General features: G+C 71.6%; 22 protein-coding genes. 8 read left to right on the top strand and 14 right to left on the bottom strand.

The annotated features are described in order from the left end of the window. Nucleotides 1–62 precede the first annotated feature (62 nt). The 3 genes from KSO98_RS11800 to deoC are packed head-to-tail and all read right to left on the bottom strand — an operon-like array spanning nt 63 to nt 2,783. Nucleotides 63–968: a VOC family protein gene (locus KSO98_RS11800; protein ID WP_225285794.1), complete on the bottom strand. Its 906-nt coding sequence runs from the start codon at nt 966–968 to the stop codon at nt 63–65. A 19-nt stretch (nt 969–987) separates the two neighbouring features. Next, nucleotides 988–2,106: a uridine kinase family protein gene (locus KSO98_RS11805; RefSeq protein ID WP_225285795.1), complete on the bottom strand. Its 1,119-nt coding sequence runs from the start codon at nt 2,104–2,106 to the stop codon at nt 988–990. 5 nt (nt 2,107–2,111) lie between these two features. After that, the gene (gene deoC / locus KSO98_RS11810; RefSeq protein ID WP_372457780.1) at nt 2,112–2,783 is read right to left on the bottom strand and encodes a deoxyribose-phosphate aldolase; all 672 of its coding nucleotides are present in this window, start codon (nt 2,781–2,783) and stop codon (nt 2,112–2,114) included. A 146-nt stretch (nt 2,784–2,929) separates the two neighbouring features. On the opposite strand from deoC, the gene KSO98_RS11815 reads away from it, so the two are divergent. Continuing rightward, on the top strand, nt 2,930–4,696 hold the full coding sequence (locus KSO98_RS11815; RefSeq protein ID WP_225285797.1) for a putative bifunctional diguanylate cyclase/phosphodiesterase: 1,767 nt from the start codon (nt 2,930–2,932) through the stop codon (nt 4,694–4,696). 22 nt (nt 4,697–4,718) lie between these two features. On the opposite strand, the gene KSO98_RS11820 is transcribed toward KSO98_RS11815, so the two are convergent. Continuing rightward, nucleotides 4,719–6,365, bottom strand: a complete 1,647-nt coding sequence (locus tag KSO98_RS11820; RefSeq protein WP_225285799.1) for a phospho-sugar mutase — start codon at nt 6,363–6,365, stop codon at nt 4,719–4,721. A 30-nt stretch (nt 6,366–6,395) separates the two neighbouring features. On the opposite strand from KSO98_RS11820, the gene KSO98_RS11825 reads away from it, so the two are divergent. Further along, on the top strand, nt 6,396–6,866 hold the full coding sequence (locus KSO98_RS11825) for an SRPBCC family protein (RefSeq protein WP_225285800.1): 471 nt from the start codon (nt 6,396–6,398) through the stop codon (nt 6,864–6,866). On the opposite strand, the gene KSO98_RS11830 is transcribed toward KSO98_RS11825, so the two are convergent. The 4 genes from KSO98_RS11830 to KSO98_RS11845 are packed head-to-tail and all read right to left on the bottom strand — an operon-like array spanning nt 6,844 to nt 9,846. Next, entirely contained in the window at nt 6,844–7,527 is a 684-nt protein-coding gene (locus KSO98_RS11830; RefSeq protein ID WP_225285801.1) for a lysoplasmalogenase, read from the bottom strand. The genes KSO98_RS11825 and KSO98_RS11830 overlap by 23 nt on opposite strands. A gap of 45 nt (nt 7,528–7,572) precedes the next feature. Next, nucleotides 7,573–8,562: an aldo/keto reductase gene (locus KSO98_RS11835; RefSeq protein ID WP_225285802.1), complete on the bottom strand. Its 990-nt coding sequence runs from the start codon at nt 8,560–8,562 to the stop codon at nt 7,573–7,575. Between the two features lie 8 nt (nt 8,563–8,570). After that, the gene (locus tag KSO98_RS11840) at nt 8,571–9,008 is read right to left on the bottom strand and encodes a MerR family transcriptional regulator (RefSeq protein WP_225285803.1); all 438 of its coding nucleotides are present in this window, start codon (nt 9,006–9,008) and stop codon (nt 8,571–8,573) included. A gap of 37 nt (nt 9,009–9,045) precedes the next feature. Next, on the bottom strand, nt 9,046–9,846 hold the full coding sequence (locus tag KSO98_RS11845) for a purine-nucleoside phosphorylase (protein WP_225285804.1): 801 nt from the start codon (nt 9,844–9,846) through the stop codon (nt 9,046–9,048). Between the two features lie 137 nt (nt 9,847–9,983). Between KSO98_RS11845 and KSO98_RS11850 the strand changes: the two genes are divergently transcribed. Together KSO98_RS11850 and KSO98_RS11855 are read left to right on the top strand one after the other, a co-directional pair. Further along, nucleotides 9,984–10,403 (top strand): hypothetical protein, encoded by a 420-nt coding sequence (locus tag KSO98_RS11850; RefSeq protein WP_225285805.1) that lies wholly within the window; start codon nt 9,984–9,986, stop codon nt 10,401–10,403. Between the two features lie 53 nt (nt 10,404–10,456). Continuing rightward, nucleotides 10,457–11,527 carry an ABC transporter permease gene (locus KSO98_RS11855; protein ID WP_225285806.1) on the top strand — a complete coding sequence of 357 codons (1,071 nt, stop codon included), beginning with the start codon at nt 10,457–10,459 and terminating at the stop codon, nt 11,525–11,527. A 7-nt stretch (nt 11,528–11,534) separates the two neighbouring features. Here KSO98_RS11855 and KSO98_RS11860 read toward each other — a convergent pair whose 3' ends face one another. Together KSO98_RS11860 and KSO98_RS11865 are read right to left on the bottom strand one after the other, a co-directional pair. Continuing rightward, nucleotides 11,535–12,545: a glycosyl hydrolase family 18 protein gene (locus tag KSO98_RS11860; protein WP_225285807.1), complete on the bottom strand. Its 1,011-nt coding sequence runs from the start codon at nt 12,543–12,545 to the stop codon at nt 11,535–11,537. A gap of 40 nt (nt 12,546–12,585) precedes the next feature. Beyond that, nucleotides 12,586–13,038 carry a gamma-glutamylcyclotransferase family protein gene (locus tag KSO98_RS11865; RefSeq protein ID WP_225285808.1) on the bottom strand — a complete coding sequence of 151 codons (453 nt, stop codon included), beginning with the start codon at nt 13,036–13,038 and terminating at the stop codon, nt 12,586–12,588. Nucleotides 13,039–13,108: 70 nt separating this feature from the next. Between KSO98_RS11865 and lpdA the strand changes: the two genes are divergently transcribed. Next, complete coding sequence (lpdA, locus tag KSO98_RS11870; protein WP_225285810.1) at nt 13,109–14,506, top strand: dihydrolipoyl dehydrogenase; 1,398 nt, start codon at nt 13,109–13,111, stop codon at nt 14,504–14,506. A gap of 85 nt (nt 14,507–14,591) precedes the next feature. Here lpdA and KSO98_RS11875 read toward each other — a convergent pair whose 3' ends face one another. Continuing rightward, complete coding sequence (locus KSO98_RS11875; RefSeq protein ID WP_225285812.1) at nt 14,592–15,194, bottom strand: hypothetical protein; 603 nt, start codon at nt 15,192–15,194, stop codon at nt 14,592–14,594. Nucleotides 15,195–15,365: 171 nt separating this feature from the next. Here KSO98_RS11875 and KSO98_RS11880 point away from each other — a divergent pair, with 171 nt between their 5' ends. Together KSO98_RS11880 and KSO98_RS11885 are read left to right on the top strand one after the other, a co-directional pair. Beyond that, nucleotides 15,366–16,775, top strand: coding sequence for an NAD(P)H-quinone dehydrogenase (locus tag KSO98_RS11880; protein WP_225285813.1), 1,410 nt, complete (start codon nt 15,366–15,368; stop codon nt 16,773–16,775). A gap of 92 nt (nt 16,776–16,867) precedes the next feature. Beyond that, nucleotides 16,868–18,109, top strand: coding sequence for a SpoIID/LytB domain-containing protein (locus KSO98_RS11885; protein ID WP_225285814.1), 1,242 nt, complete (start codon nt 16,868–16,870; stop codon nt 18,107–18,109). 126 nt (nt 18,110–18,235) lie between these two features. Here KSO98_RS11885 and KSO98_RS11890 read toward each other — a convergent pair whose 3' ends face one another. Then, nucleotides 18,236–21,637 (bottom strand): pyruvate carboxylase, encoded by a 3,402-nt coding sequence (locus KSO98_RS11890; protein ID WP_225285815.1) that lies wholly within the window; start codon nt 21,635–21,637, stop codon nt 18,236–18,238. A gap of 130 nt (nt 21,638–21,767) precedes the next feature. After that, nucleotides 21,768–23,558, bottom strand: a complete 1,791-nt coding sequence (locus KSO98_RS11895) for an acetyl/propionyl/methylcrotonyl-CoA carboxylase subunit alpha (RefSeq protein ID WP_225285816.1) — start codon at nt 23,556–23,558, stop codon at nt 21,768–21,770. Nucleotides 23,559–23,749: 191 nt separating this feature from the next. Between KSO98_RS11895 and KSO98_RS11900 the strand changes: the two genes are divergently transcribed. Next, nucleotides 23,750–24,301 (top strand): GtrA family protein, encoded by a 552-nt coding sequence (locus KSO98_RS11900; RefSeq protein WP_225285817.1) that lies wholly within the window; start codon nt 23,750–23,752, stop codon nt 24,299–24,301. Here KSO98_RS11900 and KSO98_RS11905 read toward each other — a convergent pair. Next, on the bottom strand, nt 24,222–24,872 hold the full coding sequence (locus KSO98_RS11905) for a Maf family protein (protein ID WP_225285818.1): 651 nt from the start codon (nt 24,870–24,872) through the stop codon (nt 24,222–24,224). The two genes, KSO98_RS11900 and KSO98_RS11905, sit on opposite strands and share 80 nt — an antisense overlap. Nucleotide 24,873 lies beyond the last annotated feature (1 nt).

The following is a 24,873-nucleotide window of genomic DNA, read 5'->3' on the forward strand; positions in this document are numbered from 1 at the left end:
CGGTGCGGGAGGGCCGAGTCAGCGGTGCGGGAGGGCCGAGTCAGCGGTGCGGGAGGGCCGAGTCAGCCGCGGAAGGCGGCCTCGAGCGCGGCGATGTCCATCTTCCGCATCTGGAGGAAGGCCGCGACGACACGCTGGACCTGCTCGGGGGTGCCCTCGGACAGGTAGCGCTCGAAGCCGGCGGGGACGATCTGCCAGGAGACCCCGAAGCGGTCCTTGCACCACCCGCACTGCTCCGACTCCGGGATCGAGGACAGGGCCGCCCAGTAGCGGTCGAGCTCGGCCTGGTCGGCGCAGCTGACCACGAACGACACCGCTTCGTTGAAGCCGAAGCCGTGGCCGCCGTCGGAGCTGTCCATCGCGGTCAGCCAGGTGTCGCCGAGACGGAAGTCGCTGAACATCACGGTGCCGGCCTGCTCGGCGCCGGAGTCCTCGGGCCAGCGCACCAGGTTGCCGGGCTCAGCGTCGGGGAACAGGCCGGTGTAGAGCGCGCGGGCGGCCTCGGCCTTGCCCGCGGCGTCGCCGACGAAGAGCATCGAGGGCAGGATCGGCGGGCGCGGCTCGCCCTCCGGGTCGGTGAGCATGATCTGCCAGGACACGCCGAAGCGGTCCTGGACCCACCCGTAGCGTGGGGAGAACGGGTACTCGCCGAGCTCCATCAGCACGTGCCCACCCTCACGCAGCGCGGCCCAGAGCCGGTCGACCTCGGCCCGCGCGTCCGCGACCCGCGACGGATCGACGTTGACCAGGAACGAGATCGACGGGTTGATCGTGAACTGCGGCCCGGCGCTGATCGCCATGAAGTCCTGACCCCACAGCCGGAACGACACCATCTCGGTGTCGCCGCTCGGCGTGTCCTTGAGCACGCCGCTGCTGGTGATCTCGGAGTCCGGGAAGAGGCCGGTGTAGAACGTGGCGGCCTCGAGGGCCTGCGTGTCGAACCAGAGGTGCGGGGTGATCGTGGACATGCGATCCAGCATGCTCCGATCAGGCTCGCGGCACCACCGTCGACCAGACCTGCGGCCAGCCACCGAGCCCGAGCGTGCGGGAGGTGAACTGCTCGCGGGTGACGATCCGGACGGACCCGTCGGCCGGGTCGAAGACCTGGAGCGCGGCCCCGTCCTCGCCGCCGACCCCCAGCACGAGCGTGACGTGGCGCGGCAGCGTCCGGGTGCCGACGTAGAGCCCGCTGAACAGGCCCCGCGACGCGGCGCGGTGCAGCCGGTCGTACGCGCGCCCCGGGCACAGGCCCGCGACGCCCCACGGCGACAGCGCGTAGCGGACGCCCTCGATCTCGTGCAGCTGGTGAGCCACCGACCAGAACGCGGTGCCGAGCCGCCGCGGCCAGCCGCGGAAGGTGCGGTGCGTCGCCTGCACCACCTCAGCGAAGCGCGGCCGGATCTCCTCGGCCCATGCGGGGTCGCGCAGCATCCGTGCGACCACCACCGACGTGGCGCCGCAGGAGACGTTGTCGGGCTGCCGCAGCCCACGCGGCAGGGTCACGGTCCGTGCCCGCAGGCGGGCACGCAGCTCGCCGTACGCCTGCTCGGAGGAGACAGCTCGGCAGCCCTTCGCCACCGCGTCGTCGACCACCCGGCGCTGCCCGCGCATCAGGGCCAACCCCCGTCGCACCAGCACCACCGGCGGCTTGCGTCGCTCCCGCAGGTCACGGACGAGCCGACGCCAGAAGGTCACGATCGGGCGCTGCGTGATGCAGTACGCCGCCAGCAGGTCGCCGGCCCGCGAGCAGTCGGCGACGATCTCCTGGGCGAAGATCCCCTCGGCCACGAACATGTCGTGCTCATCGAGGGCCATCGTCTTGGAGCCCACCCGGCCGTCGGCGGAGATCTGGTAGATCGGCACCTCGGTCGTGCCGGCCTCGCAGAGCTCGCGGATCGCGGCGAGCGCGTCCTCGCGCAGCCAGGAGTCCGGGTCGTCCCAGTCGACGATGCCCGCGTTGGGGCCGCTTGCGATGCGTGGCAGCGACGGGTCGCTGCCGTTCTTGTAGAAGTCGTCGAGGTTGAGCACCGGCAGGCCGAGACGGTGGCTCAGCCGGGACTTGCCGGAGCCGGACGGGCCGGCGACGACGATGACGCGTGCGGGCACCTGCGTCAGTAGGAGCCGGAACCGGACTCCGCGGCGCCGGCGAGCAGCGCGCGCGAGCCGGAGACACCGAGCCGGGTGGCGCCGGCCGCGACCATCGCCTCGGCCTGCTCGAGCGTGCGAACGCCGCCGGAGGCCTTGACACCGAGGTCGGGGCCGACGGTCTCCCGCATGAGCTTCACGGCCTCGACGGATGCGCCGCCGGCCGGGTGGAAGCCGGTCGAGGTCTTCACGAAGTCGGCGCCCGCGGCGACCGAGGCACGGCACACGCCGACGATCTCCTCGTCGCCCAGCGCGGCGGACTCGATGATCACCTTGAGCACGGTCGGGGCGGGCACCGCGGCGCGGACCGCCGCGATGTCGGCCTGCACGTCGTCGTACCGGTGCTCCTTGGCGGCGCCCACGTCGATGACCATGTCGATCTCCTCGGCACCGAGCCGGACCGACTCGGCCGCCTCGGCTGCCTTGACCGCGGAGGTGTGCTTCCCGCTCGGGAAGCCGCAGACCACCGCGAGGTGGAGCCCCTCGGGCACGGAGACGGGCAGCATCGAGGGCGAGATGCACACCGAGTAGGTGCCGAGCTCGGCGGCCTCGGCGATCAGGGCCTCGACGTCGGCGCGGGTGGCCTCCGGCTTCAGCAGGGTGTGGTCGATGATCCTGGCGATGTCGGCGGAGCTCACCGGCACAGCATACGCATCCGGCTTCCTGTGGATATCGCGGAACCGGTTGTTGACGTCAAGGTTGTCTGCGATCCTCCTCAACGGATTCGCCGGGTGGCCGATCAGTTTCGTTTAAAGATATCGGAGAGGTGCGGGGGGCACTGCGCGTGAGCACGCTGCGATTCGATCTCGACCACGCCTGGCGTGAGGCGCCGGCCATGGCCACGCCGTCCACGCTGCGGATCAGCGCCACCTTCCTCCTCGGCCTGGCCGGCAGCATCGCCGCCCTCTGCGCGATGGTCATGCCCGACGCCGCCGAGCCCCGCCTCACCCTCGCGGGCGTCGGCCTCCTGGTGCTGGCCGGTGGCGCGGTCTGCGCCGCGGTCGGCCACCGGCTGCCACGCTGGTCGTACGAGCTGCTCGTCACCAACGCGATCCTCCTGGTCACGCTGGTGGCCTGGGTGGAGCGGGACCGGCTCGACGTCCTCGCGGTGAGCTCGTTCTATCTGCTTCCGGTGGTCGCGGGCGCGATGCAGTTCTCGCTGCGCAAGGCGATGCCGATGCTGCTGCTGGCGCTGCTGTGCCGCGGCTGGGTGACCATCGCTGACGGGGTGCACCTTCCCGAGGTGCTCATGGTCGAGGGGTGCCTGGCGGGCCTGGCCGTGCTCGTCGCGTGGATGGCACACGCCGCCGACGTCGCGGAGGTCGACCCGCTCACCGGGGCGCTCAACCGCCGCGGCCTCGAGCGCCGCCTGGAGGGCACGCTGCGCCGGCTCGATCGCGAGGGCGGCCAGTGCGCACTGATCGCGATGGACATCGACAACTTCAAGCAGGTCAACGACGTCAACGGCCACCAGTACGGCGACCGGCTGCTGATGGGCTGCGCCAACGCCTGGCACGCCGTGCTGCCCGAGCGGTCGGTGCTGGGGCGCCACGGTGGCGACGAGTTCATCGTCCTCCTCCCCGACACCTCGCTCGGCCAGGCCGCCGACGTCGCCGACCGGCTCCGCGCCGCCGTGCCCGGAGAGGCGACCTCCTCGGCGGGGGTCGCCGCCTGGGGCCGCGGCGACTCGCAGTCGCTGCTGCTCAGCCGGGCCGACGTGGCGCTCTACGAGGCGAAGTCCTCCGGCCGTGACCGCACCTCGGTCTACGGCGACCCGGACCGTGACGCCAGCGAGCTCGAGGCGGCGATCGCCGCCGGCGAGATGCGGGTGATGCTGCAGCCCGTCGTCGAGCTGCAGCGCGGCGACTTCGTCGCCGGCTACGAGGCGCTCGTACGGTGGCACCGGCCAGGCCGCGGCATCGTCAGCCCCGACGACTTCATCCCGCAGGCCGAGCGCACCGGAGCCATCCACGCACTGGGCCGATGGGTCCTCGACGAGTGCTGCCGGCTCGCGGCGCTGCTGCCGGAGGCCTACCAGGTGATCGGCACCAACGTGTCGGTGCACGAGCTGCGGCGCGCCGGCTATGCAGAGCACGTGAGCCTCTGCCTCGAGACGTGGGGCACGACGGCGAGCCGGCTCGTCTTCGAGGTGACCGAGAGCGTCTTCGAGGACAACGACCCGCAGATCATCCAGAACCTGTGCGACCTGAGGGAGATGGGGTCACTGGTCGCGATCGACGACTTCGGCGCCGGCTACTCCTCGCTGCGTCGCATCGAGCAGCTGCCGATCGATCTCATCAAGGTGGACGGGACCCTGACCCGGTCGATCCGCGAGGGCCACGACCCCGCCATCCTGCGCGCGATCGTGACGATGGCGCGCAGCCTCGGGGTGCGGCTGCTCGCCGAGCACGTCGAGACCGAGTACCAAGCCCAGGTGCTGCGCGCGCTGGGCTACGAGCTCGCGCAGGGCTACTTCTTCGGCCGCGCGGCGGTCCCGGGCGAGGCGTACGTCGTCGCGCCGCGGGTGCCGGTCGACGACGCCGCGCACTGACCGCGCTCCGACGCCGCCGGCCTCACAGTCCGAGGGCGCCCCGCATGTCGTCCTTGAGCGCGGCCAGCCGCCGGGAGGCCTCGACGCGAGCGGCCGCCAGATGGGGCGCGCCCTCGACCGGGATGACGACCTCGAGGTAGCACTTCAGCTTCGGCTCGGTGCCGCTCGGGCGCACGATCACACGGGAGCCGTCGGCGAGGTGGTAGCGCAGGCCGTCGGTCGGGGGCAGCGTCGCCGTGCCGGCGGTGAGGTCCTCGGCGGAGGTGACCTCCGCACCCGCCAGGCTCGTCGGCGCGGTGGCGCGCAGCCGCTCCATCGCCTCGCCGATGAGCGACAGGTCCGTCACCCGGACGGAGAGCTGGTCGGTGGCGTGCACGCCGTGGGTGAGCGCGATCTCGTCCAGGCGGTCGAGCAGCGTGTGGCCCGAGGCCTTGAGCAGCGCGGCGAGCTCGACCACGCGGACCGCCGCCGAGATGCCGTCCTTGTCCTTCACGACCGTCGGGTCGACGCAGTAGCCGAGCGCCTCCTCGTACCCGAACGCGAGACCCTCGAGACGACCGATCCACTTGAAGCCGGTCAGGGTCTCGACGAAGGGCTGGCCGTACGCGGCGGCCTGCTTGCCGAGCAGCGAGGAGGACACGATCGAGCATGCGTACGTCCCCGCGGCGCCGGTGCGCAGCAGGTGGTCGGCGAGCAGGGCGCCGACCTCGTCGCCGCGCAGCATCCGCCAGCCGCTCTCGCGCGTCGGCACCGCGACCGCGCACCGATCGGCGTCCGGGTCGTTGGCGATCACCAGGTCGGCGCCGACCTCGGCGGCCTTGGCGAGCGCCAGGTCGATGGCGCCGGGCTCCTCGGGGTTGGGGAAGGCGACGGTCGGGAACTCGGGGTCCGGCTCGGCCTGCTCGGCCACCGGGATGGGCTCGGGGAAGCCCGCCAGCCGGATCGCCCGCAGGGCGAGGTCGGAGCCGACGCCGTGCAACGCGGTGTGGACGGTGACGACCTCCCGCGGGCCACACGAGTCGACCAGCGTGGTCACGCGGGCGAGGTAGCGCGCGACCACGTCGTCGCCGAGCACCGTGCCGCCATCGCCTCGTGGGATGTCGGAGACGGGACCCGCCGAGGCGGCGGCGATCTGCGCGGCGATCTCGATGTCGGCGGGCGGCACGATCTGTGAGCCGTCGCCGAGGTAGACCTTGTAGCCGTTGTCCTGCGGCGGGTTGTGGCTCGCGGTCACCATCACGCCTGCGGCCGCGCCCTGGTCGCGGATCGCGAAGGCGAGCACCGGGGTGGGCAGCGGGCGGGGGAGGAGCAGGGCGTCGATGCCGACGCCCGTCATCACCTCGGCGGTGTCGCGGGCGAAGACGTCGGAGTTGTGCCGCGCGTCGTACCCGATCACGACCGGCCCGCTCGCGCCGGTCTGCTTGAGGTAGGCGGCCAGGCCGGCCGCGGCACGTAGGACGACCACGCGGTTCATCCGGTTGGGTCCGGCACCGAGGGCGCCGCGCAGCCCGGCGGTGCCGAACTGCAGCGTGCCGGCGAAGCGATCGGCCAGGTCGTCGGTGATCCCGGCGTCGAGGAGCGCGGCCAGCTCCGCCCGGGTATCGGGGTCGGGATCCTCGGCCAGCCAGGTGCGGGCGAGCTCGAGCAGGCCAACGTCTCCATCCGTCATGGTCAGACCGTATCCGGCAGGATGACCGTTGTGGACAGGCCCCGACTCAATCGGCACTTCTCCTTCGACACGACCTGGTCGCTCGACGCCACCGTTGCAGCGGTGCGCGACGTGCTCGTCGACCTCGAGCGCTATCCCGAGTGGTGGCCCCAGGTCCGTGCCGTCGCGAAGCTCGGTGACGACGACGCGATCGTGGTCTGCCGCGCCGCACTCCCGTACGCCCTGGAGCTGCGCCTGCACGCGGTGTCACGCGAGCTGCCCACCTTGCGCGTCGACGTCGCCGGCGACCTCGTGGGCTCCGTGGCCTGGACCCTCACCGAGGAGCCGGGCGGGGGCACGCGGGTCGAGGCGCACCAGGAGGTCGAGCTGACCACCGTCCCGGCTGCGCTGGTCGCCGTCGCCCGGCCGCTGCTCACCTGGAACCACGACCGGATGATGCGCGGCTGCGCGCTGGGGCTCGACGCCCGGCTCAGCCGGCTCAGCCGGGGATCGGCCGGCTGAGCGGCACCGCGTTCGGGAGCAGCCGCGGACTGGCCTCGCGCAGCACCCCGAGGACGATGAGCAGCTGGGCGGCGCAGTAGGTCGCCATCACCCAGAAGTCGTGCCCGGGCTGGGTCCACACGTCGAAGGCGTCCAGCGCGATCAGGCTGTCGGAGACCATGAAGATCCCCGCGCCGATCCAGGTCAGGGCGTTGACGCCGCTGGCCAGCGTCGCCATCGCCGCGAGGCAGCAGCCGTAGATGATGACCGCCGAGGCGAGCACGCCCGCCGCCGGGACGCACGCCACGAGGAGGGCCAGCAGCGCCAGCCCGTACGGCGTCAGCCAGGCGCGCCGCACCTGCCACAGGCTCCGCTCGCGGTAGGGGAGGAACCCGCGGATGTAGCAGAGCTGCGCGATCAGGAACGAGCCGAGCATCGCCCCGAACTGGGCGTCGTCGTGCAGCAGCCGCGGGACCGAGTCGCCGAGCCAGGAGAAGAGCAGCGCCCACCGGGTCAGGTCGAGCAGCCGGTCGCGATGCGGCGCGGCCGTGATCAGGAAGAGCGCCAGCGCCGGCATCAGCAGCACCTGGGTGGCGTCGGCGAGCGCATGCGCACCGCTGACGTCAGCGACCAGATGGACGGTCGTGACGGCGACGTAGGGTGCGAGCAGTGCAGGGCGCATGGCCCGCACCCTATCGGCGGCGAGCGGCGCGAATTGACCGTTCGGTCACATGTCGATCGAGCTCATGTCGCCGTACCGTGCTCCGCGCACCGCCTCGCGCGGCACCGCGGTGCTCAGCGCCGCCAGGTCGTCGGGGCTCAGCGCGATGTCGGCGGCGCCGACGTTCTCCTCCAGGTAGCGCACCCGCTTGGTCCCGGGGATCGGCGCGACGTCATCACCCTGCGCCAGCACCCAGGCCAGCGCGAGCTGCCCGGGCGTGACCCCCTTCTGCTGCGCGATCGCCTTGACCCGGTCGACCAGGGTGAGGTTGGCGGCGAGGTTCTCGCCCTGGAAGCGCGGGAAGTACGGCGTCGAGCGGCTATCGCCCTCGCCCGGCTCGGAGGTGATCGCGCCGGTGAGGATGCCCCGGCCGAGCGGGGAGTACGGCACCAGGCCGATCCCGAGCTCGCGGATCACCGGCAGGATCTCGTCCTCGAGATCGCGGGTGAAGAGGCTGTACTCGGTCTGCAGCGCCGTGATCGGGTGGACGGAGTGGGCGCGCCTGATCGTCTCGGCGCTCGCCTCCGACAGGCCGAGGAAGCGGACCTTGCCGGCGTCGACCAGCTCCTTCATCGCTCCGACCGTCTCCTCGATCGGGACGGACTTGTCGACGCGGTGCTGGTAGTAGAGGTCGATGTGGTCGACGCCGAGTCGCTCGAGGGAGGCGTCGCACGCGGCCCGTACGTACTCCGGGCTGCCGTTGATCCCGAGGCGGGTGCCGTCGGGGAGGCGCTCGTTGCCGAACTTCGTCGCGAGCTGCACCTGGTCACGACGCCCGGCGATCGCCTTGCCGACGAGGCGCTCGTTGGTGAACGGGCCGTACATGTCGGCGGTGTCGAGGAAGGTGACGCCCAGGTCGAGCGCGCGGTGGATGGTGTCGATGCCGCTCTGCTCGTCGGGGGCTCCGTAGAACTCCGACATGCCCATGCAGCCCAGCCCGAGGGCCGAGACGGTGAGGGGAGCGGAGGTGCCGAGGGTGCGGGTGGGAAGGGTCATGCCTCCACTCAACGACTTGGAGTGCGCTCCAAGTCAAGCGCGTTGTCGCGAGTCGTCCCGTCGAGGCAGGCGGGCTCGATCCGATGCCCGACCTGGTCGAGATAGAGGTCGATCTTGACGTCGATCGCGGCCAGGTGCGCCTGGACGGCGGCGAGCTCGTCGAGGACCCGCTCCCGGTGGGCGCGCAGCAGCTCGAGCCGCTCGAGCTCGTTGCCGCCGCCGGTGCGGATCATCGCCGCGTAGCGGCGCACGTCGCGGATCGGCATCCCGGTCGCGCGCAGCCGGGTGACCATCTCGATCCAGCTCAGGTCGGTGTCGGTGTAGCGCCGGTGGCCGCTCGCCGAGCGCCCGACCGGATGGGCCATCAGCCCGTCGCGCTCGTAGTAGCGCAGCGTGTCGGCGCTCAGCCCCGACGCTGCGGCCGCCTCCGCAATGGTCATCGCCATGGGATCGAGCGTACGACCCGGCGCGGCGCCGCGCCGCTCAGATCTCGGGGACGATCCGCGAGAGCAGCGCGCCCATCCGGCTGGCGGCGGACCGACCGGCCTCGAGGACCTCCTCGTGGTTGAGGGGCTGGTCGCTGATGCCGGCGGCGAGGTTGGTGACCAGGCTGATGCCGAGGATCTCCATCCCGGCCTCGCGGGCCGCGATCGCCTCCAGCGTCGTCGACATGCCGACCAGGTGGCCGCCGATGACACCGGCCATCCGGACCTCCGCCGGGGTCTCGTAGTGGGGGCCGGGGAACTGGACGTAGACGCCCTCGTCGAGGCTCGGGTCGAGCTCGCGGGCCTTGGCGCGCAGGCGCGAGGAGTAGAGGTCGGTGAGATCCACGAAGTTGGCGCCGACCAGCGGCGAGGTGCCGGTGAGGTTGATGTGGTCGCTGATCAGCACCGGGGTGCCGGGCGACCAGGACGGCTTGAGACCCCCGCAGCCGTTGGTGAGCACGATCGCGCGGCAGCCCGCAGCGGCGGCCGTACGGACCGGGTGCGCGACCGCGGCGACGTCGCGCGCCTCGTAGTAGTGGGTGCGGCTGAGGAAGACGAGCAGGTTCTTGTCGCCGGCGCGGACGCTGCGGATCTTTCCGCTGTGGCCCGCGACCGCGGCGGCCTTGAAGCCGGGCACGTCGGTGGTGTCGATCTCGGCGGTGGCGGTGCCGAGCGCGTCGACGGCCGGCAGCCAGCCGCTGCCGAGCACGAGGGCGACATCGTGGCGCTCCACGCCGGTGAGTCGGGCGAGCGCGGCGGCCGCCTCCTGGGCGAGCTCGTACGGCGAGGCGTCGGTCATGGGAAGACCCTAGTCGGGCCGCCGCGACGCTGTGGAGAGGCCGGCCCGACCCGCTCGTGTGGACGCTGGCGGGACGGGTTCGTACCTCCTGTGGACAGCCGTTTGCAGCTCTCCGGGAGCCGCCGCACCGTGGCGCCATGAGCACTCCCACCTTGAAGTCCCAAGCCGACGTCGAGCTGATGTGGCGCGTCCTGATGACGCCGCTGGGCTGGCGCGGGCGCTCGTTGTGGTTCGTCCTGGTGGCGCCCGACGATCGCCCGATCCCACACGTCTACGAGATCGCCGACCTGCCCGACACGATCGACCCCGGCGGCCACGCCGCCGCGGCCGAGCTGTGGCGTGACCTGCTCTCCGAGGTGCTGCCGGGCGGGCGGATCGCGCTGCTCCTGACCCGATCGGGGTCGGGGGATCCGGTCCGGGCCGACCGTCCGATCGCGGCGGGCACGTACGCCGCCTGTCGCGCCGCGGGTGTGCCGCTCGAGGTGATCCATCTGGCCACCGATGACGACATCGTGCCGCTGTCCGCCGACGCCGTCCTCGCCAGCGACACGCCGTGATGTGAGGCATCAGACCAGGACCGACGGTGCGCGCGGCCTCTAGGGTCGACACCGTGACGGAGCGAGCGAACGAGATGAGCGAGACGAACGAGAGCCCCGACCCCGGGTTCCTGGCGGACCTCAAGGACGCCGTGTCCCTGCGCACCGTGATGCTGGTCGTCGGGGTGCTCCTCGTGCAGCTGGCGTTCGTCGCCTCCTACGTCGGTGCCTTCCACCATCCAACCCCGCACGACGTCCCCGTCGGTGTCGTCGCGCCCCCACAGCAGGCCGCGCAGCTCACGCAGAAGCTCGACGCCGCCGCCGGTCATCCGCTCTCGCCCGAGGTCGTGCCCGACCGGGCGACGGCGGTGCGGCGGATCACGTCGACCGACCTCTCCGGTGCGCTCATCGTCGACCCCGCCTCGACCACCGACGAGCTGCTCGTCGCCTCGGGTGGCGGCGCATCGCTGGCTACCGCGCTCGAGCAGCTCGCCACGCAGGTCGGTGCGCAACAGGGTCGCTCGGTGAAGGTCACCGACATCGTGCCGCTGCAGTCCGGTGACGCCCGCGGGCTGAGCGGCTTCTACCTGGTCATCGGCTGGCTCGTCGGGGGCTACCTGGTCGCCTCCTTGTTGGGCGTGGCCAAGGGATCGCGACCCGCGACGCCTCGTCGGGCCACGATCCGGCTCGGCGCGACCGTGCCGTACGCCCTCGCCTCCGGGCTCGGCGGCGCGCTCATCGTCGATCAGTGGCTCGGCGCCCAGACCGGGCACTTCTGGGCCCTGTGGGGGCTCGGCACGCTTCTGGTGCTCTCGTCGGCGACCGTGACGATGGCGTTCCAGGTGCTGTTCGGGACGATCGGCATCGGGCTGACCGTGCTGCTCTTCGTCGTCCTCGGCAACCCCAGCGCGGGCGGGGCGTACCAGTCGCACCTGCTGCCCTCGCTGTGGCGGACGGTGGGTGGCTGGATCCCCAACGGCGCCGGCACGGACGCGGTCCGGCGGATCGTCTACTTCGACGCCCATGGCGTCGGCAGCAGGCTGGCCGTCATCGTCGCCTACATCGTCGTCGGCGTCGTGGTCACGCTCGGCGCGTCGGTCCTGCGTGCCCGCGCCGGTCTCGGGCGCCGGGCACACGCAGGCTAGGCCGGCCTCAGACGAGTTGGTCGACGGAGCCGAGGCGCCACACGGCGACGCCACCGACGCCGAGATCGCGGGCCAGCTGCAGGCGCAGGGCGTAGGAGCGGGCGTCGGCCCACCACAGCACCGTGCCGTCGGAGAGCCGCGCGGTCCACTCGCCGGCGGCGCCGTTCCACGTCGCCGTCGCGCCGTCGTCGGCGACGAGCCGACGCGCCTCGTCGTCGGTGACACTGCGTCCGGTGCCGTGCGTGGGCCAGGTGTAGCCGTAGCCGCCGAAGCCGAGCCGGGCCTTGTGCCTCGGCACCTGCTCGAGCAGCGCCGTCATGGTGGTCCGCTGCCACGCCAGCGGTCCGATCGGCCCCGGCCCGCTCCAGCCCGGGCCGTGGTCGTCGTAGGTCATCAGGTCGATGACGTTCGCGAACCGGCCCAGGCGACGCAGCAGGTAGCCGTGGTCGCGGTAGGCCGCCGTCGAGCTCTGTGCGCTCACGTCGACCGAGACGGTGCGCGCGTGCGGCATCCGACGCTGGAGCGCCCGGACCAGAGCGACGAGGCCGGCCCCGTCACGGCGCTGGACGAGCTCGAGATCGACGTTGACCCCGTCGTACCCGCCCCGGCGGACCGCGCGGGCGAGCTGCCGCGCGACGCGGTGCCGGTGCGCGGCCGACGAGAGCAGCCGGTGCGCGGCTGCCCGATCGAAGTCGCCCAGGCGGTTGCTGTAGTTGCTCAGCACGATCTCGACGTGGAGGCCGGCCGCATGCCCCGCGCGTGCCAGCTGCGCGGCGTTGGCCTGGTCCGGGTCGGTGATCGTGCGTCCGCTCGGCTGCAGCGTCACGCCGTCGATCGACAGCATGCTCACCCCGGACGCATTGGCCCGGACGACGCTGGCATCGTCGCCGGAGAGCACCCAGCCGATGACGCTCAGCCCGGCCGGACGGGCCTGAGCCGAGGTCGCCAGGGAGGAGGGCACGGCGACGCCGGCCAGGAGGAGAGCGGCGACGAGCGTGCGTCGCAGGACCGGTGCCATGACCTCAGCCTGTCACGTCGTGGTGACGCGACCCCGCTCCTCAGTGCTCGATCGACCGGCAGGGGCGGGTGCGCAGCGAGCGTACGTAGTCGGCCGGCGCATCCGCGGCCTCCGCGGCCTCCGCGATGGTGCCGAGATAGTGCGCCGACGGCAGCCCGCCCTCGTACGCGTCGAGCACGTAGGTCCACGCCAGCACGTCCGAGTTCAGCGTGTTGATCCGCACCTTGGTGCGTCGGTAGAGCCCGGTGTCGGTGGCCTGCCACTCGTCGAGGGTGCGCTCGTCCTCGCGGGTGACGTCGTAGATCGCGACGAAGACCTGCTCGAAGGGGTCGGGCACGATCGTGGCGAGCGCGCCGTCCCAGCCGTGCTCCTCGCCACCGAAGGTGAGGCGCCAGGCAGTCAGCCATCCCGTGGTCCGCAGCGGGGAGTGGGGACAGCGCTGCGCCATCAGGGCAGGGTCGAGGTTGGCCCCATAGGCGGCGTACAGGCTCACGTGCGCAACGTTACCGATGGGTGTCGTAGGCGACATGGGGTGGGCGCGTCGCGCGCACTAGGCTTGGGGCGTGACCCACTTCGATGTCCTCGTCCTCGGCGCTGGCCCCGGTGGCTACGTCGCCGCCATCCGTGCCTCCCAGCTCGGCAAGTCCGTTGCCGTCGTGGAGGAGAAGTACTGGGGTGGTGTCTGCCTCAACGTCGGCTGCATCCCCTCCAAGGCGCTGCTCAAGAACGCGGAGCTCGCCCACACGCTGACCCACGAGAAGGCCAAGTACGGCATCGAGGGTGACGCGACGATGTCGTACGGCCCGACGCACGCGCGCTCCCGCCAGGTGAGCGCCGGCATCGTCAAGGGCGTCCACTTCCTGATGAAGAAGAACAAGATCACCGAGGTCGACGGCTGGGGCACCTTCACCGGCCCGAAGTCGATCAACGTGGTGAAGGACGGTCAGACGACCGAGCACACCTTCGACGACCTGATCATCGCGACGGGCGCCACCGTGCGCTCGGTCCCGGGTGTCACCCCGAACGGCCAGAACATCGTCACGTACGAGGAGCAGATCCTCACCGACCAGCTCCCCAACTCCGTCATCATCGGCGGCTCGGGCGCCATCGGCGTCGAGTTCGCGTACGTCATGAAGAACTTCGGTGTCGACGTCACCATCGTCGAGTACGCGGACCGGATGGTCCCGACCGAGGACGCCGACGTCTCCAAGGAGCTCCTCAAGCACTACAAGAAGCTGGGCGTCAACGTCCTGCTCTCCACCGCGGTCAAGGGCGCCGTCGACACCGGCAGCGGCGTCGAGGTCACGGTCGCTCCTGCCGCCGGCGGCGAGGAGCAGGTCATCAAGGCCGACAAGATGCTCGCGGCCTTCGGGTTCGCCCCGCGCCTCGAGGGCTATGGCCTCGAGGCCACCGGCGTCGAGACCACCGAGCGTGGCGCGATCAAGACCGACGAGTTCGGCCGGACGAACGTCCCCGGCGTCTACGCCATCGGTGACGTCACCGGCAAGATGATGCTCGCCCACGTCGCCGAGGCCCAGGGCGTCGTCGTCGCCGAGGTCATCGCCGGCGTCGAGACGATGCCGGTCGAGATCGACTTCATCCCGCGCGCGACCTACTGCCAGCCCCAGATCGGCTCGTTCGGCTACTCCGAGCAGCAGGCCAAGGACAAGGGCTACAACGTCAAGACCGCGACGTTCCCGTTCTCGGCCAACGGCAAGGCCATGGGCCTCGGCGAGCCGGTCGGCTTCGTCAAGGTGATCGCCGACGCCGAGCACAACGAGATCATCGGCGCCGCCATGATCGGCCCCGACGTGACCGAGCTGCTCCCGGTGCTGACGCTGGCGCAGAAGTGGGACCTCACCGCCGACGAGGTCTCCCGCAACGTCTTCGCCCACCCGACTCTGGGCGAGGCCGTCAAGGAGGCCGTGGAGGGCATCGTCGGCCACATGATCAACTTCTAGTCGACGCCGTCCGGCACGCACGACGCCGGCCAGGCAGCGAAGGCCCCCGCCGATCGGCGGGGGCCTTCGTCGTCGGTCGCGTGCGTCAGCAGGTGTGCGTGCCCTTGCGCAGGGCGGCGACCCTGCCCTGAGCGTTGACGACCACCGTCTTGGCCCTCTTGCCCTTCGGGCCGACGCAGACCTGGGTGCCGGTGCCGTCCTGGCCGACGACCTTGATGACGTACGGGGTGCCGGCGCGCCGGCTGTTCCGCTTCACGTAGCGCTTGGAGCGCTTGACCATCTTCGGGGTGGCGATGGCCTTGAGGTCGGACAGGTCGCCCGTGCCGAGGGCGGCCTGGCGGGCACCGAGGAACTCCTCGCCGAGGGTGGCGGCGGGGTCGTTCGTGAACGTGCCGAGGTCGGCATCGACTCCGGTGGCGTCGAGACCGGCCCGGAGCTTCTGCTGGGTGGCCGGGTCGAGCTTGGCGAGCAGGTCCTTGGCGGCCTGCATGCCCTTCTGCTTGGTCTCGTCGGAGAGACCGGCGGCGGCCGACTGCGCAGCCGAGGCCGCCTGGGAGGCGGCGGCGGCCTTGAGGTCGTTCGCCTTGCTCGCGGCGGCGCTCTTGACGTCGCTGGAGCTGCAGCCGGCGAGGGACCCGGCTGCGAACAGGGCACCGACGGCTGCCGAGATCAGTCGTGTGTGTCGCATGTTCATCAGAACCTTCCGATCGTGGCGCCGCCCCATGCGGCGCCCGTGGTGAAGCGCTGATGGGACGGCGGTCCGGTGCGCTCCTGACGGCATACCGGCGGAATGTGTCCCAGGTCACCGCCGTGGTCGGGGCGAGGCTGCGTTCCACGCCTGGACTGACACAATGGGCCCATGCCCAACGTCGTGATCATCGGTGGAGGACCTGGCGGCTACGAGGCCGCTCTCGTCGCGCAGCAGCTGGGGGCCGACGTCACCGTCGTCGACCGCGACGGACTGGGCGGCAGCGCCGTCCTGACCGACTGCGTCCCCAGCAAGACGCTGATCGCCACCGCCGAGGTGATGACCGACATGGGCACCGCCTCCGAGCTCGGCATCCACTTCCAGGACACCGAGGGCGACGCGGCCACCAAGCTCACCGTCGACCTCGCCCAGGTCAACACCCGGGTCAAGGCGCTCGCCACCGCCCAGTCCGGTGACATCGAGGCCCGCCTCCTGCGGCGCGACATCCGGATCGTCAAGGGCATCGGCCGCCTCGGCAAGGGCGCCGGCGCCGGCGGCGGTGAGGTCATCGCCACGCTGCCCGACGGCACCGAGCAGTCCCTCCACGCCGACAGCGTGCTGATCGCGACGGGTGCGCGCCCGCGCGTCCTGCCCACCGCGCAGCCCGACGGCGAGCGGATCCTGACCTGGGAGCAGGTCTACGACCTCGACGAGCTGCCCGACCACATGATCGTGGTCGGCTCGGGCGTCACCGGCGCGGAGTTCGCCAGCGCCTACCTCGCGCTCGGCTGCCAGGTCACCCTGGTCAGCAGCCGCGATCGTGTCCTGCCCGGCGAGGACGCCGACGCCGCCGAGGTGCTCCAGAGCGTCCTGGAGCGCCGCGGCATGAACATCCTCGGCAACTCCCGGATGGCCTCGGTCGCCCGTGACGGCGACACCGTCACCGTGGCGCTCTCCGACGGCCGTACCGTCTCCGGCAGCCACTGCATCCTCGCGCTCGGGTCGATCCCGAACACCGAGGGCCTCGGGCTGGAGGAGGCCGGCGTCCAGCTCGACGACGGCGGCTTCATCCGGATCGACAAGGTCTCCCGTACGACCGCTCCGGGCGTCTACGCGGCCGGCGACTGCACCGGCGGCTTCATGCTGGCCAGCGTCGCCGCGATGGCCGGCCGGGTCGCGATGCGCCACTTCCTCGGCGACGCGGTGCAGCCGGTCGACCTCAAGGAGATCAGCTCCAACGTCTTCACCAGCCCCGAGATCGCCACCGTGGGCTGGTCGGCCGCGGCGGTCGAGAAGGGTGAGATCGAGGCCGACGTGGTCAAGCTGGACCTCACCGGCAACGCCCGCGCCAAGATGCAGGGCATCACCGACGGCTTCGTGAAGCTGATCGCCCGGCGCGGCAGCGGCGTCGTGGTCGGTGGCGTCGTGGTCGGCCCGCGCGCCAGCGAGCTGATCCACCCGATCGCGCTGGCGGTGAAGGCCAACCTCACCGCCGACCAGGTCGCCAACACCTTCACGGTCTACCCGTCGCTCAGCGGCTCCACGGCGGAGGTCGCGCGCCGCCTGCACCGCGTCGACTAGACCCAGAAGTCACAGCAGTCTCTGCTTTGCTCGGCACGACCCCTGCCGATCGGTTACCGTCCTAAGGAAACCTGATCGATGGGGGTCGTCCGGTGTCGCGTCGTGTGCTCGGGAAGGTCGCTGCGCTGCTCGCGCTCTGTGTCGCGTGCGCCTCGGTCACGGCTGCGCCCGCAGAGGCGCGCGCCCGGCGCGACAGTGTCATCACCACGCCGCTGAGCATCACCGGCTACGGCTTCGGCCACGGTCACGGCATGTCCCAGTACGGCGCCAAGGGCGCGGCCGAGCAGGGCCTCACGTATCGCCAGATCGTCGGCTTCTACTACCCGGGCACGACCTGGGGGACCGCCACCGGCTCGGTGCGGGTGCTGATCACCGCCGACACGACCCGTGCCGTCGCGGTCCTGCCGCGCGCCGGCCTGTCCGCCGAGCGGGTCGACGGCACCCGCCGGTGGAACCTCGACCGACCGCGCCTGGGCGCGAAGCGCTGGCGGATCGTCCCGGAGCCGGGCGGCCGTAGCCGCATCGACTACCTCGCCCACGGCTGGCACGCCCTGCGCCGGGCGTCGGGCGATCTCCAGTTCAGCGCCGGTGGTGCGCCGATCTCGCTGCTGCTGCCCGGCGGGGCCACGGTCGCGTACCGCGGGGTGCTGCGCTCGGCCAGCCCCCACCCCGGCGGCCTGGACCGCGACACCGTCAACGTCGTCTCGCTGGAGAGCTACCTCAAGGGCGTCGTGCCCCGCGAGATGCCCGCGCTGTGGTCGCCGCAGGCGGTGCGGGCCCAAGCCGTCGCCGCTCGCACGTACGCCGCCTTCGAGCGCGCCGACCAGCACGGCTACTACCAGCTCTGCGACACCTCCGCGTGCCAGGTGTACGGCGGCTACTCCGGGGAGTATCCGGCCTCCAACGAGGCCGTCACCGCCACCACCGGCCAGATCCTCACGTACGCCGGAGAGCCGGCCTTCACCCAGTTCTCCGCCAGCAACGGGGGAGCGAGCATGGCCGGCGGGATGCCGTACCTGGTCTCCAAGCCCGACCCGTACGACACCGCCGCCTCGCCCTACCGCGGCTGGAAGGTGAGCGTCGCGCCAGCGGCGGTGGAGCGGATGTGGCCGCGGATCGGTCGGCTCACCGCCGTCGCGGTGACGCGCTCGACCCACAACGCCCCGGGCGGTGGCTACGTCTCGAGCGTGGCGATCACCGGTACGACGGGCAGCGTCAACGTCAGCGGCGACGCGTTCCGCAGCTTCGCCGGGCTCCGGTCAAGCTGGTTCGCGATCACGTTGCCGAACGGCGCCACCACGCCCTCGCCTACCCCAAGCACCGTCTCACCGTGACACTGTGAGCCCCGGGTGACAGCCCGAGCTGTCACGCCGACTGCGATCCGTCGGCGGGGGCTGAGCTGTCCGACGTGTCACCGTGACAGCTCGCCGCTGTCACGGTGACACGTGGGCACACGAGTCTCAGGCCAGGACGAGAACCAGATCCCCGCCCTCGACGGACTGGGTGCCGCTGAGCGCGATCCGCTGGACCGTGCCGGCGACGGGCGCGGTGATCGCCGCCTCCATCTTCATCGCCTCGATGGTCGCGATCGTGTCACCCGCGGCGACCTGGTCGCCGACCTTGGCGCTCACGGTGACGACGCCCTGGAACGGCGCCGCGACCTGGCCGGGCACGGAGGCGTCGGCCTTCTCCGCGGCGGCGACGGCGGCCGAGACCGAGCGGTCGCGCACCGAGACCGGGCGCAGCTGGCCGTTGAGCGTGGCCATCACCGTGCGGTAGCCGCGCTCGTCGGGCTCGGAGACGGCCTCGATCGTGACGAAGAGCTGCACGCCCGGCTCGAGCTCGATGACGTGCTCCTCGCCGGCGCGCAGGCCGTAGAGGTAGTCGAGGGTGTCGAGCACGGAGACGTCGCCCCAGGTGGAGCGGGCCTCGGCGAAGTCACGCGTCGGGCCGGGGAAGAGCAGGCGGTTCAGCGTCGCACGGCGCCCCGGGTCCGGGGTCGCGGAGTCTCCCGCGAGCGCGGTCTCGTCCTCGGCGGACAGCGCGGCGGACGACGCGCTCTCCCAGGGCCGACCCTCGATCGCCTTGGAGCGGAACGGCTCGGGCCAGCCGCCCGGCGGGTCACCGAGCTCGCCGTGCAGGAAGCCGATGACCGAGGCCGGGATGTCGTAGGAGGCCGGGTCCTCGGCGAAGGCCTTCGGGTCCGCGCCCGCGGCGACGAGGGCCAGAGCGAGGTCGCCGATCACCTTGGAGGACGGGGTCACCTTCGGGACGCGGCCGAGGATGTCGTTCGCGGCGGCGTACATCTCCTCGATCTCCTCGAAGCGCTCGCCGAGGCCGAGCGCGATCGCCTGCTGGCGCAGGTTGGAGAGCTGGCCGCCGGGGATCTCGTGGCGGTAGACGCGGCCGGTCGGCGCGGGCAGGCCCGACTCGAACGGCGCGTAGACGCGGCGCACGGCCTCCCAGTACGGCTCCAGCGCGTTGACCGCGGCCAACGACAGGCCCGTCTCGCGCGGCGTGTAGTCGGTCGCCGCGACCAGCGAGGACAGCGACGGCTGCGAGGTGGTGCCCGACATCGCCGCGGTGGCAGCGTCGACGGCGTCCACGCCGGCCTCGATCGCGGCGGTGAGCGTCGCGAGCTGGCCACCAGGGGTGTCGTGGGTGTGCAGGTGGACCGGCAGGTCGAAGTTCTCCCGCAGCGCGGTCACGAGGGTGCGCGCCGCGGGGGCGCGCAGCAGGCCGGCCATGTCCTTGATCGCCAGCACGTGCGCGCCGGCGTCGACGATCTGCTCGGCCAGGCGCAGGTAGTAGTCGAGCGTGTAGAGCTTCTCGTCGGGGTTCGACAGGTCACCGGTGTAGCACAGCGCGACCTCGGCGATGGTCGAGCCGGTCTCGCGGACCGCCTCGATCGCCGGACGCATCTGCTCGACGTCGTTGAGCGCGTCGAAGATCCGGAAGATGTCGATGCCGGTCGCCGCCGCCTCCTGGACGAAGGCGTGGGTGACGCTCGTCGGGTACGGCGTGTAGCCGACCGTGTTGCGACCGCGCAGCAGCATCTGGAGGCTGATGTTCGGCACGGCCTCGCGCAGCGCGGCCAGCCGCTCCCACGGGTCCTCGGACAGGAATCGCAGTGCCACGTCGTACGTCGCGCCGCCCCAGGCCTCGAGCGAGAGCAGCTCGGGGGTGGTGCGGGCGACGTGGCGGGCCACGTCGAGGAGGTCGCGCGTACGGACGCGGGTGGCCAGCAGGGACTGGTGTGCGTCGCGGAAGGTGGTGTCGGTGACGGCGACGGCCGACTGTGCGCGCAGCGCCGAGGCGAAGCCCTCCGGGCCGAGCTCGAGGAGCCGCTGACGCGAGCCGTTCTTGATCGGCAGCGACAGGTCCAGCTCCGGGAGCTTGCTCGCCGGGGCGATCGAGACCGGTGCCTCGCCGTGCGGCTTGTTGACCGTCACGTCGGCGAGGTAGGTGAGCAGCTTGGTGCCGCGGTCGCCGGAGGCGCGCGCGGTCAGCAGCTGCGGGTGGGTCTCGATGAAGGACGTGGTGACGTGCCCCGAGGCGAAGTCGGGGTCGTCGAGCAGTGCCTGGAGGAACGGGATATTCGTCGCGACGCCTCGGATGCGGAACTCCGCGACCGCGCGGCGGGCGCGCTTGACGGCGTCCTCGAACGTCCGGCCGCGGCAGGTGAGCTTGGCCAGCATCGAGTCGAAGTGCGGGCTGATCTCGGCGCCGGTGAAGGTGGTGCCGCCGTCGACGCGCACGCCGGCACCGCCGGGGGAGCGGTACGTGGTGATGGTGCCGGTGTCGGGACGGAAGCCGTTGGCCGGGTCCTCGGTGGTGATGCGGCACTGGAGGGCGGCGCCACGCAGCTTGACGGTGTCCTGCGACAGGCCCAGGTCGGCGAGGGTCTCACCGGAGGCGATCCGCATCTGCGACTGGACGAGGTCGACGTCGGTGACCTCCTCGGTCACGGTGTGCTCGACCTGGATGCGCGGGTTCATCTCGATGAAGACGTAGTTGCCGGCCGGGTCGAGGAGGAACTCGACGGTGCCGGCGCACGAGTAGCCGATCGACGTGGCGAAGCGGACCGCGTCCGCGCACATCCGCTCGCGCAGCTCCTCGGGGAGGTGCGGGGCCGGGGCGATCTCGACGACCTTCTGGTGGCGGCGCTGCACCGAGCAGTCGCGCTCGAAGAGGTGCATCACGTTGCCCTGGCCGTCAGCGAGGATCTGGACCTCGATGTGGCGGGGCTCGACGACGGCCTGCTCGATGAAGACGGTCGGGTCGCCGAAGGCGGCCTCGCCCTCGCGCATGCAGGTCTCGACGGCCTCGCGCAGCTGGGCCGGGTCGTCGACGCGACGCATGCCGCGCCCGCCGCCGCCGGCGACGGCCTTGACGAAGAGCGGGTACGGGATGGCCTGGGCGGCCTCGACCAGGGCGTCGACGTCGGTGGACGGCTCGACGCTCTGCAGGGTCGGGACGCCGGCGGCCTTGGCGGCCGCGATGGCGGTCGCCTTGTTGCCGGTGAGCTCCAGGACCTCGATGGAGGGCCCGATGAAGGTGATGCCCTCGCGGGCACACGCCTCGGCCAGGGCCGGGTTCTCCGACAGGAAGCCGTAGCCCGGGTAGACGGCGTCGGCGCCGGCCTTGACGGCGGCCGCGACGATCGTCTCGGGGTCGAGATAGGTCCGGACGGGGTGGCCCGGCTCGCCGATCTCGTAGGCCTCGTCCGCCTTCAGGCGGTGCTCGGAGCCACGGTCCTCGTAGGGGTAAACGGCGACGGTCTTGGCGCCGAGCTCATAGGCCGCGCGGAAAGCTCGGATCGCGATCTCACCACGGTTGGCCACCAGGATCTTCCGGAACATGAGGCAACCGTAACCTTGCATAAAGTTACTCGACAGTACACGTCCATACAGTGTCGCGCGTCCGAAATACGAGGAACGCTGGAGTCATCAGATGACTCCAGCGCTCCTCGAAGGTGTGGTGCTGGTGGACCTACTTGATCTCGCAGATGACCGCGCCGTTGCCGACGGTCTCGCCGACCGTGGCGGACAGGCCCGTGACGACGCCGGCCTTGTGCGCCTTCAGCGGCTGCTCCATCTTCATCGCCTCGATGACCACGATGGTGTCGCCCTCGGCGACCTCCTGGCCCTCCTCGACGACGACCTTGACGACGGTGCCCTGCATCGGCGAGGCGACGGCGTCACCGGAGACGGCCGCGCCGGCCTTCTTGCCGCCCGCGCGCTTCGGCTTGGCCTTGGCGGCGGCGCCCGAGCCGGAACCGGCGAGCCCCCCGAGACCGGCCGGGATCACGACGTTGAGACGCTTGCCGCCGACCTCGACGACGACGCTCTGGCGCTCGCCGGCCTCCTCAGCCTCGCCGGCTGCCCCGGCGTACGGCTTGATGGTGTTGTTGAAGTCGGTCTCGATCCACGTCGTGTAGACGTCGAAGGACCCCTCGCCGCTCGGGTTGGAGGCGCCGACCCAGGCCGGGTCGTTGACGATGACCTCGTCGAACGTGAGCGCGGTCGGCATGCCGTCGACCTCGAACTCGGAGATCGCGCGGCGCGAGCGCTCGATCGCCTGGGTGCGGTCCTTGCCGGTGACGATCAGCTTCGCGATCAGCGAGTCGAACGCGCCCGGGATGGTCTCGCCGACCTCGTAGCCGCCGTCGACGCGGATGCCCGGGCCCTGCGGCGGGTTCCACTTGGTCAGCGTGCCGGGGGCCGGCATGAAGTTGTTGCCGCCGTCCTCGGCGTTGATGCGGTACTCGATCGAGTGGCCCTTGATCTCCGGGTCGCCGTAGCCGAGCTCCTCGCCCGCGGCGATGCGGAACATCTCGCGGACCAGGTCGATGCCGGTGACCTCCTCGGAGACGCAGTGCTCGACCTGGAGACGGGTGTTGACCTCGAGGAAGGAGATGGTCCCGTCCGCTGCGACCAGGAACTCACACGTGCCCGCGCCGACGTAACCGGCCTCCTTCAGGATCGCCTTGGACGAGGTGTAGAGGCGCTCGATCTGCTCGTCGCTGAGGAACGGGGCAGGGGCCTCCTCGACCAGCTTCTGGTGGCGACGCTGGAGCGAGCAGTCGCGGGTGGAGACGACCACGACGTTGCCGTGGCTGTCGGCGAGACACTGGGTCTCGACGTGGCGCGGCTTGTCGAGGAACTTCTCGACGAGGCACTCGCCGCGGCCGAAGGCGCTGACGGCCTCGCGGGTGGCGGACTCGAACGCGTCCGGGATCTCCTCGAGGGTGCGGGCGACCTTGAGGCCGCGACCGCCGCCGCCGAAGACCGCCTTGATGGCGACCGGGAGGCCGTACTCGTTGGCGAAGGCGACGATCTCGTCGGCGTTCTTCACCGGGTCCTTGAGGCCCGGGGCGAGCGGGGCGCCGGCGGCCTCGGCGATGGCCTTGGCCTTCGCCTTGTCGCCGAGCGCGTCGATGGCGGCGGGGGAGGGGCCGATCCAGATCAGCCCGGCGTCGATGACGGCCTGGGCGAAGTGGGCGTTCTCGGCGAGGAAGCCGTAGCCCGGGTGGATCGAGTCGGCGCCGGACTGCTTCGCGGCGGCGATGATCTTCTCGATCGAGAGGTAGGAGTCGGCCGGCGTCGCGCCGTCGAGCGAGTACGCCTCGTCGGCCAGCCGGACGAACAGCGCGTCGCGATCCGGCTCGGCGTAGACGGCGACGGAGCCGATGCCCGCGTCCTTGCATGCCCGGATCACGCGTACGGCGATCTCTCCGCGGTTGGCGATCAGCACCTTGGCCAGCGGCTTGCTCAACGTCACTCCTCGATCGACTCCGACGCCCACTTGGACGATCGGGCCGACTGTACCGGCGATTCGGCCGCGTTGGGTGTGACGGCCGTTACGTCGTCCGGCCCCGTAGGCGCTCCGCGCCCGGCACCTCGTGCGTGGCCAGCGCCACAGCTCGTCCCTCGCTCGCGCTGCCGCTCGGTTCGTCGCCTACGCTTGCGGCCGTGTCGAGGTGGAGAAGGATCGCTGGCGAGGCCAGCCGGTTCATGGCGGTCGGTGCCATCGCCACCCTGGTCGCGGTGCTGCTCTACAACTGGCTCGCCTACGAGCCGCAGGGCCTGTGGTCGCCGCTGCACCGGCACATCACGCTCTCCTACATCGTCTCGCACGGCGTCGGCATGCTCGTCTCGTACGAGCTCTCGCGGCGCTGGACCTTCAAGGAGCGCTCCGAGCGGCAGCCGGGTGAGGGCTTCCTCTCGTACGCGATCATCAACATCCTCACGATGGTCACGATCCCGGTCGGCTGCCTCTGGGTGAGCCGGCACGGGCTCGGCTACACCAGCGGCCTGGCCGACAACCTGTCCGGCAACGTGGTCGGGCTGCTGATCTCCCAGGTGGCGCGGTTCTACCTGTTCCGCCGCTTCGTCTTCAGGCGGCCGATCCACTACATCGAGGTCTACGACGACCCGCACGCGCTCAGCGAGGCGGAGCCTGGGTCGTCGGATGAGCATCGGGACGGGTCCAGAGCGCCGTCCACGAGTGACCGAGTGAGCTGACCAGGTCGCGCACGAGCGGCAGGCTGACGCCCACCACGTTGTGATGGTCGCCCTCGATGCCGCTGACGAACGCGCCGCCGAGTCCGTCGACGGTGAAGGCACCGGCGACCTGCAGCGGCTCGCCGGTCGCGACGTACGCGGTGATCTCCTCGTCCGAGAGGTCGGCGAAGTGCACCGTCGTGGTGGCGTACGCACTCTCCTCGCGCCCGGTGGCGGTGTCGATCACGGCGTGGCCGGAGACCAGCACCCCGCTGCGGCCACGCATCGCCTGCCAGCGCCGGGTCGCCTCCTCGGGCGTGTGCGGCTTGCCGAGCGGGAGATCCCGGTAGCCGGGGGCGTCGAGCTCGAGGACCGAGTCGCAGCCGAGGACGAGCGCGTCCTTCGGGCAGTCGTCGCGTTCGGCCACCGCGCGGGCCTTGAGCTGGGCCAGGCCGAGCGCGATCGGGCGCGGGGGAAGGCCGTCGAGCACGCTCTCGTCCACGCCGCTGACGATCACCGTCGGCTCGATCCCGGCGTTGCGCAGGGTCTGCAGGCGAGCGGGGGACTGGGAGGCGAGCACGAACGTCGTCACG

This window comes from Nocardioides nematodiphilus, from assembly GCF_020216525.1.
In the GTDB taxonomy this organism is placed as follows: domain Bacteria; phylum Actinomycetota; class Actinomycetes; order Propionibacteriales; family Nocardioidaceae; genus Nocardioides; species Nocardioides nematodiphilus.

Bases quoted from the DNA above. Each gene is read 5' to 3' on its own strand.
- KSO98_RS11890 (WP_225285815.1), bottom strand. From the start codon at position 21,637: ATGTTCCGGAAGATCCTGGTGGCCAACCGTGGTGAGATCGCGATCCGA.
- KSO98_RS11840 (WP_225285803.1), bottom strand. From the start codon at position 9,008: ATGGCGATGACCATTGCGGAGGCGGCCGCAGCGTCGGGGCTGAGCGCC.
- KSO98_RS11850 (WP_225285805.1), top strand. From the start codon at position 9,984: ATGAGCACTCCCACCTTGAAGTCCCAAGCCGACGTCGAGCTGATGTGG.
- KSO98_RS11820 (WP_225285799.1), bottom strand. From the start codon at position 6,365: ATGACGGATGGAGACGTTGGCCTGCTCGAGCTCGCCCGCACCTGGCTG.
- KSO98_RS11830 (WP_225285801.1), bottom strand. From the start codon at position 7,527: ATGCGCCCTGCACTGCTCGCACCCTACGTCGCCGTCACGACCGTCCAT.
- KSO98_RS11800 (WP_225285794.1), bottom strand. From the start codon at position 968: ATGTCCACGATCACCCCGCACCTCTGGTTCGACACGCAGGCCCTCGAG.
- KSO98_RS11845 (WP_225285804.1), bottom strand. From the start codon at position 9,846: ATGACCGACGCCTCGCCGTACGAGCTCGCCCAGGAGGCGGCCGCCGCG.
- KSO98_RS11835 (WP_225285802.1), bottom strand. From the start codon at position 8,562: ATGACCCTTCCCACCCGCACCCTCGGCACCTCCGCTCCCCTCACCGTC.
- KSO98_RS11860 (WP_225285807.1), bottom strand. From the start codon at position 12,545: ATGGCACCGGTCCTGCGACGCACGCTCGTCGCCGCTCTCCTCCTGGCC.
- KSO98_RS11875 (WP_225285812.1), bottom strand. From the start codon at position 15,194: ATGCGACACACACGACTGATCTCGGCAGCCGTCGGTGCCCTGTTCGCA.
- KSO98_RS11880 (WP_225285813.1), top strand. From the start codon at position 15,366: ATGCCCAACGTCGTGATCATCGGTGGAGGACCTGGCGGCTACGAGGCC.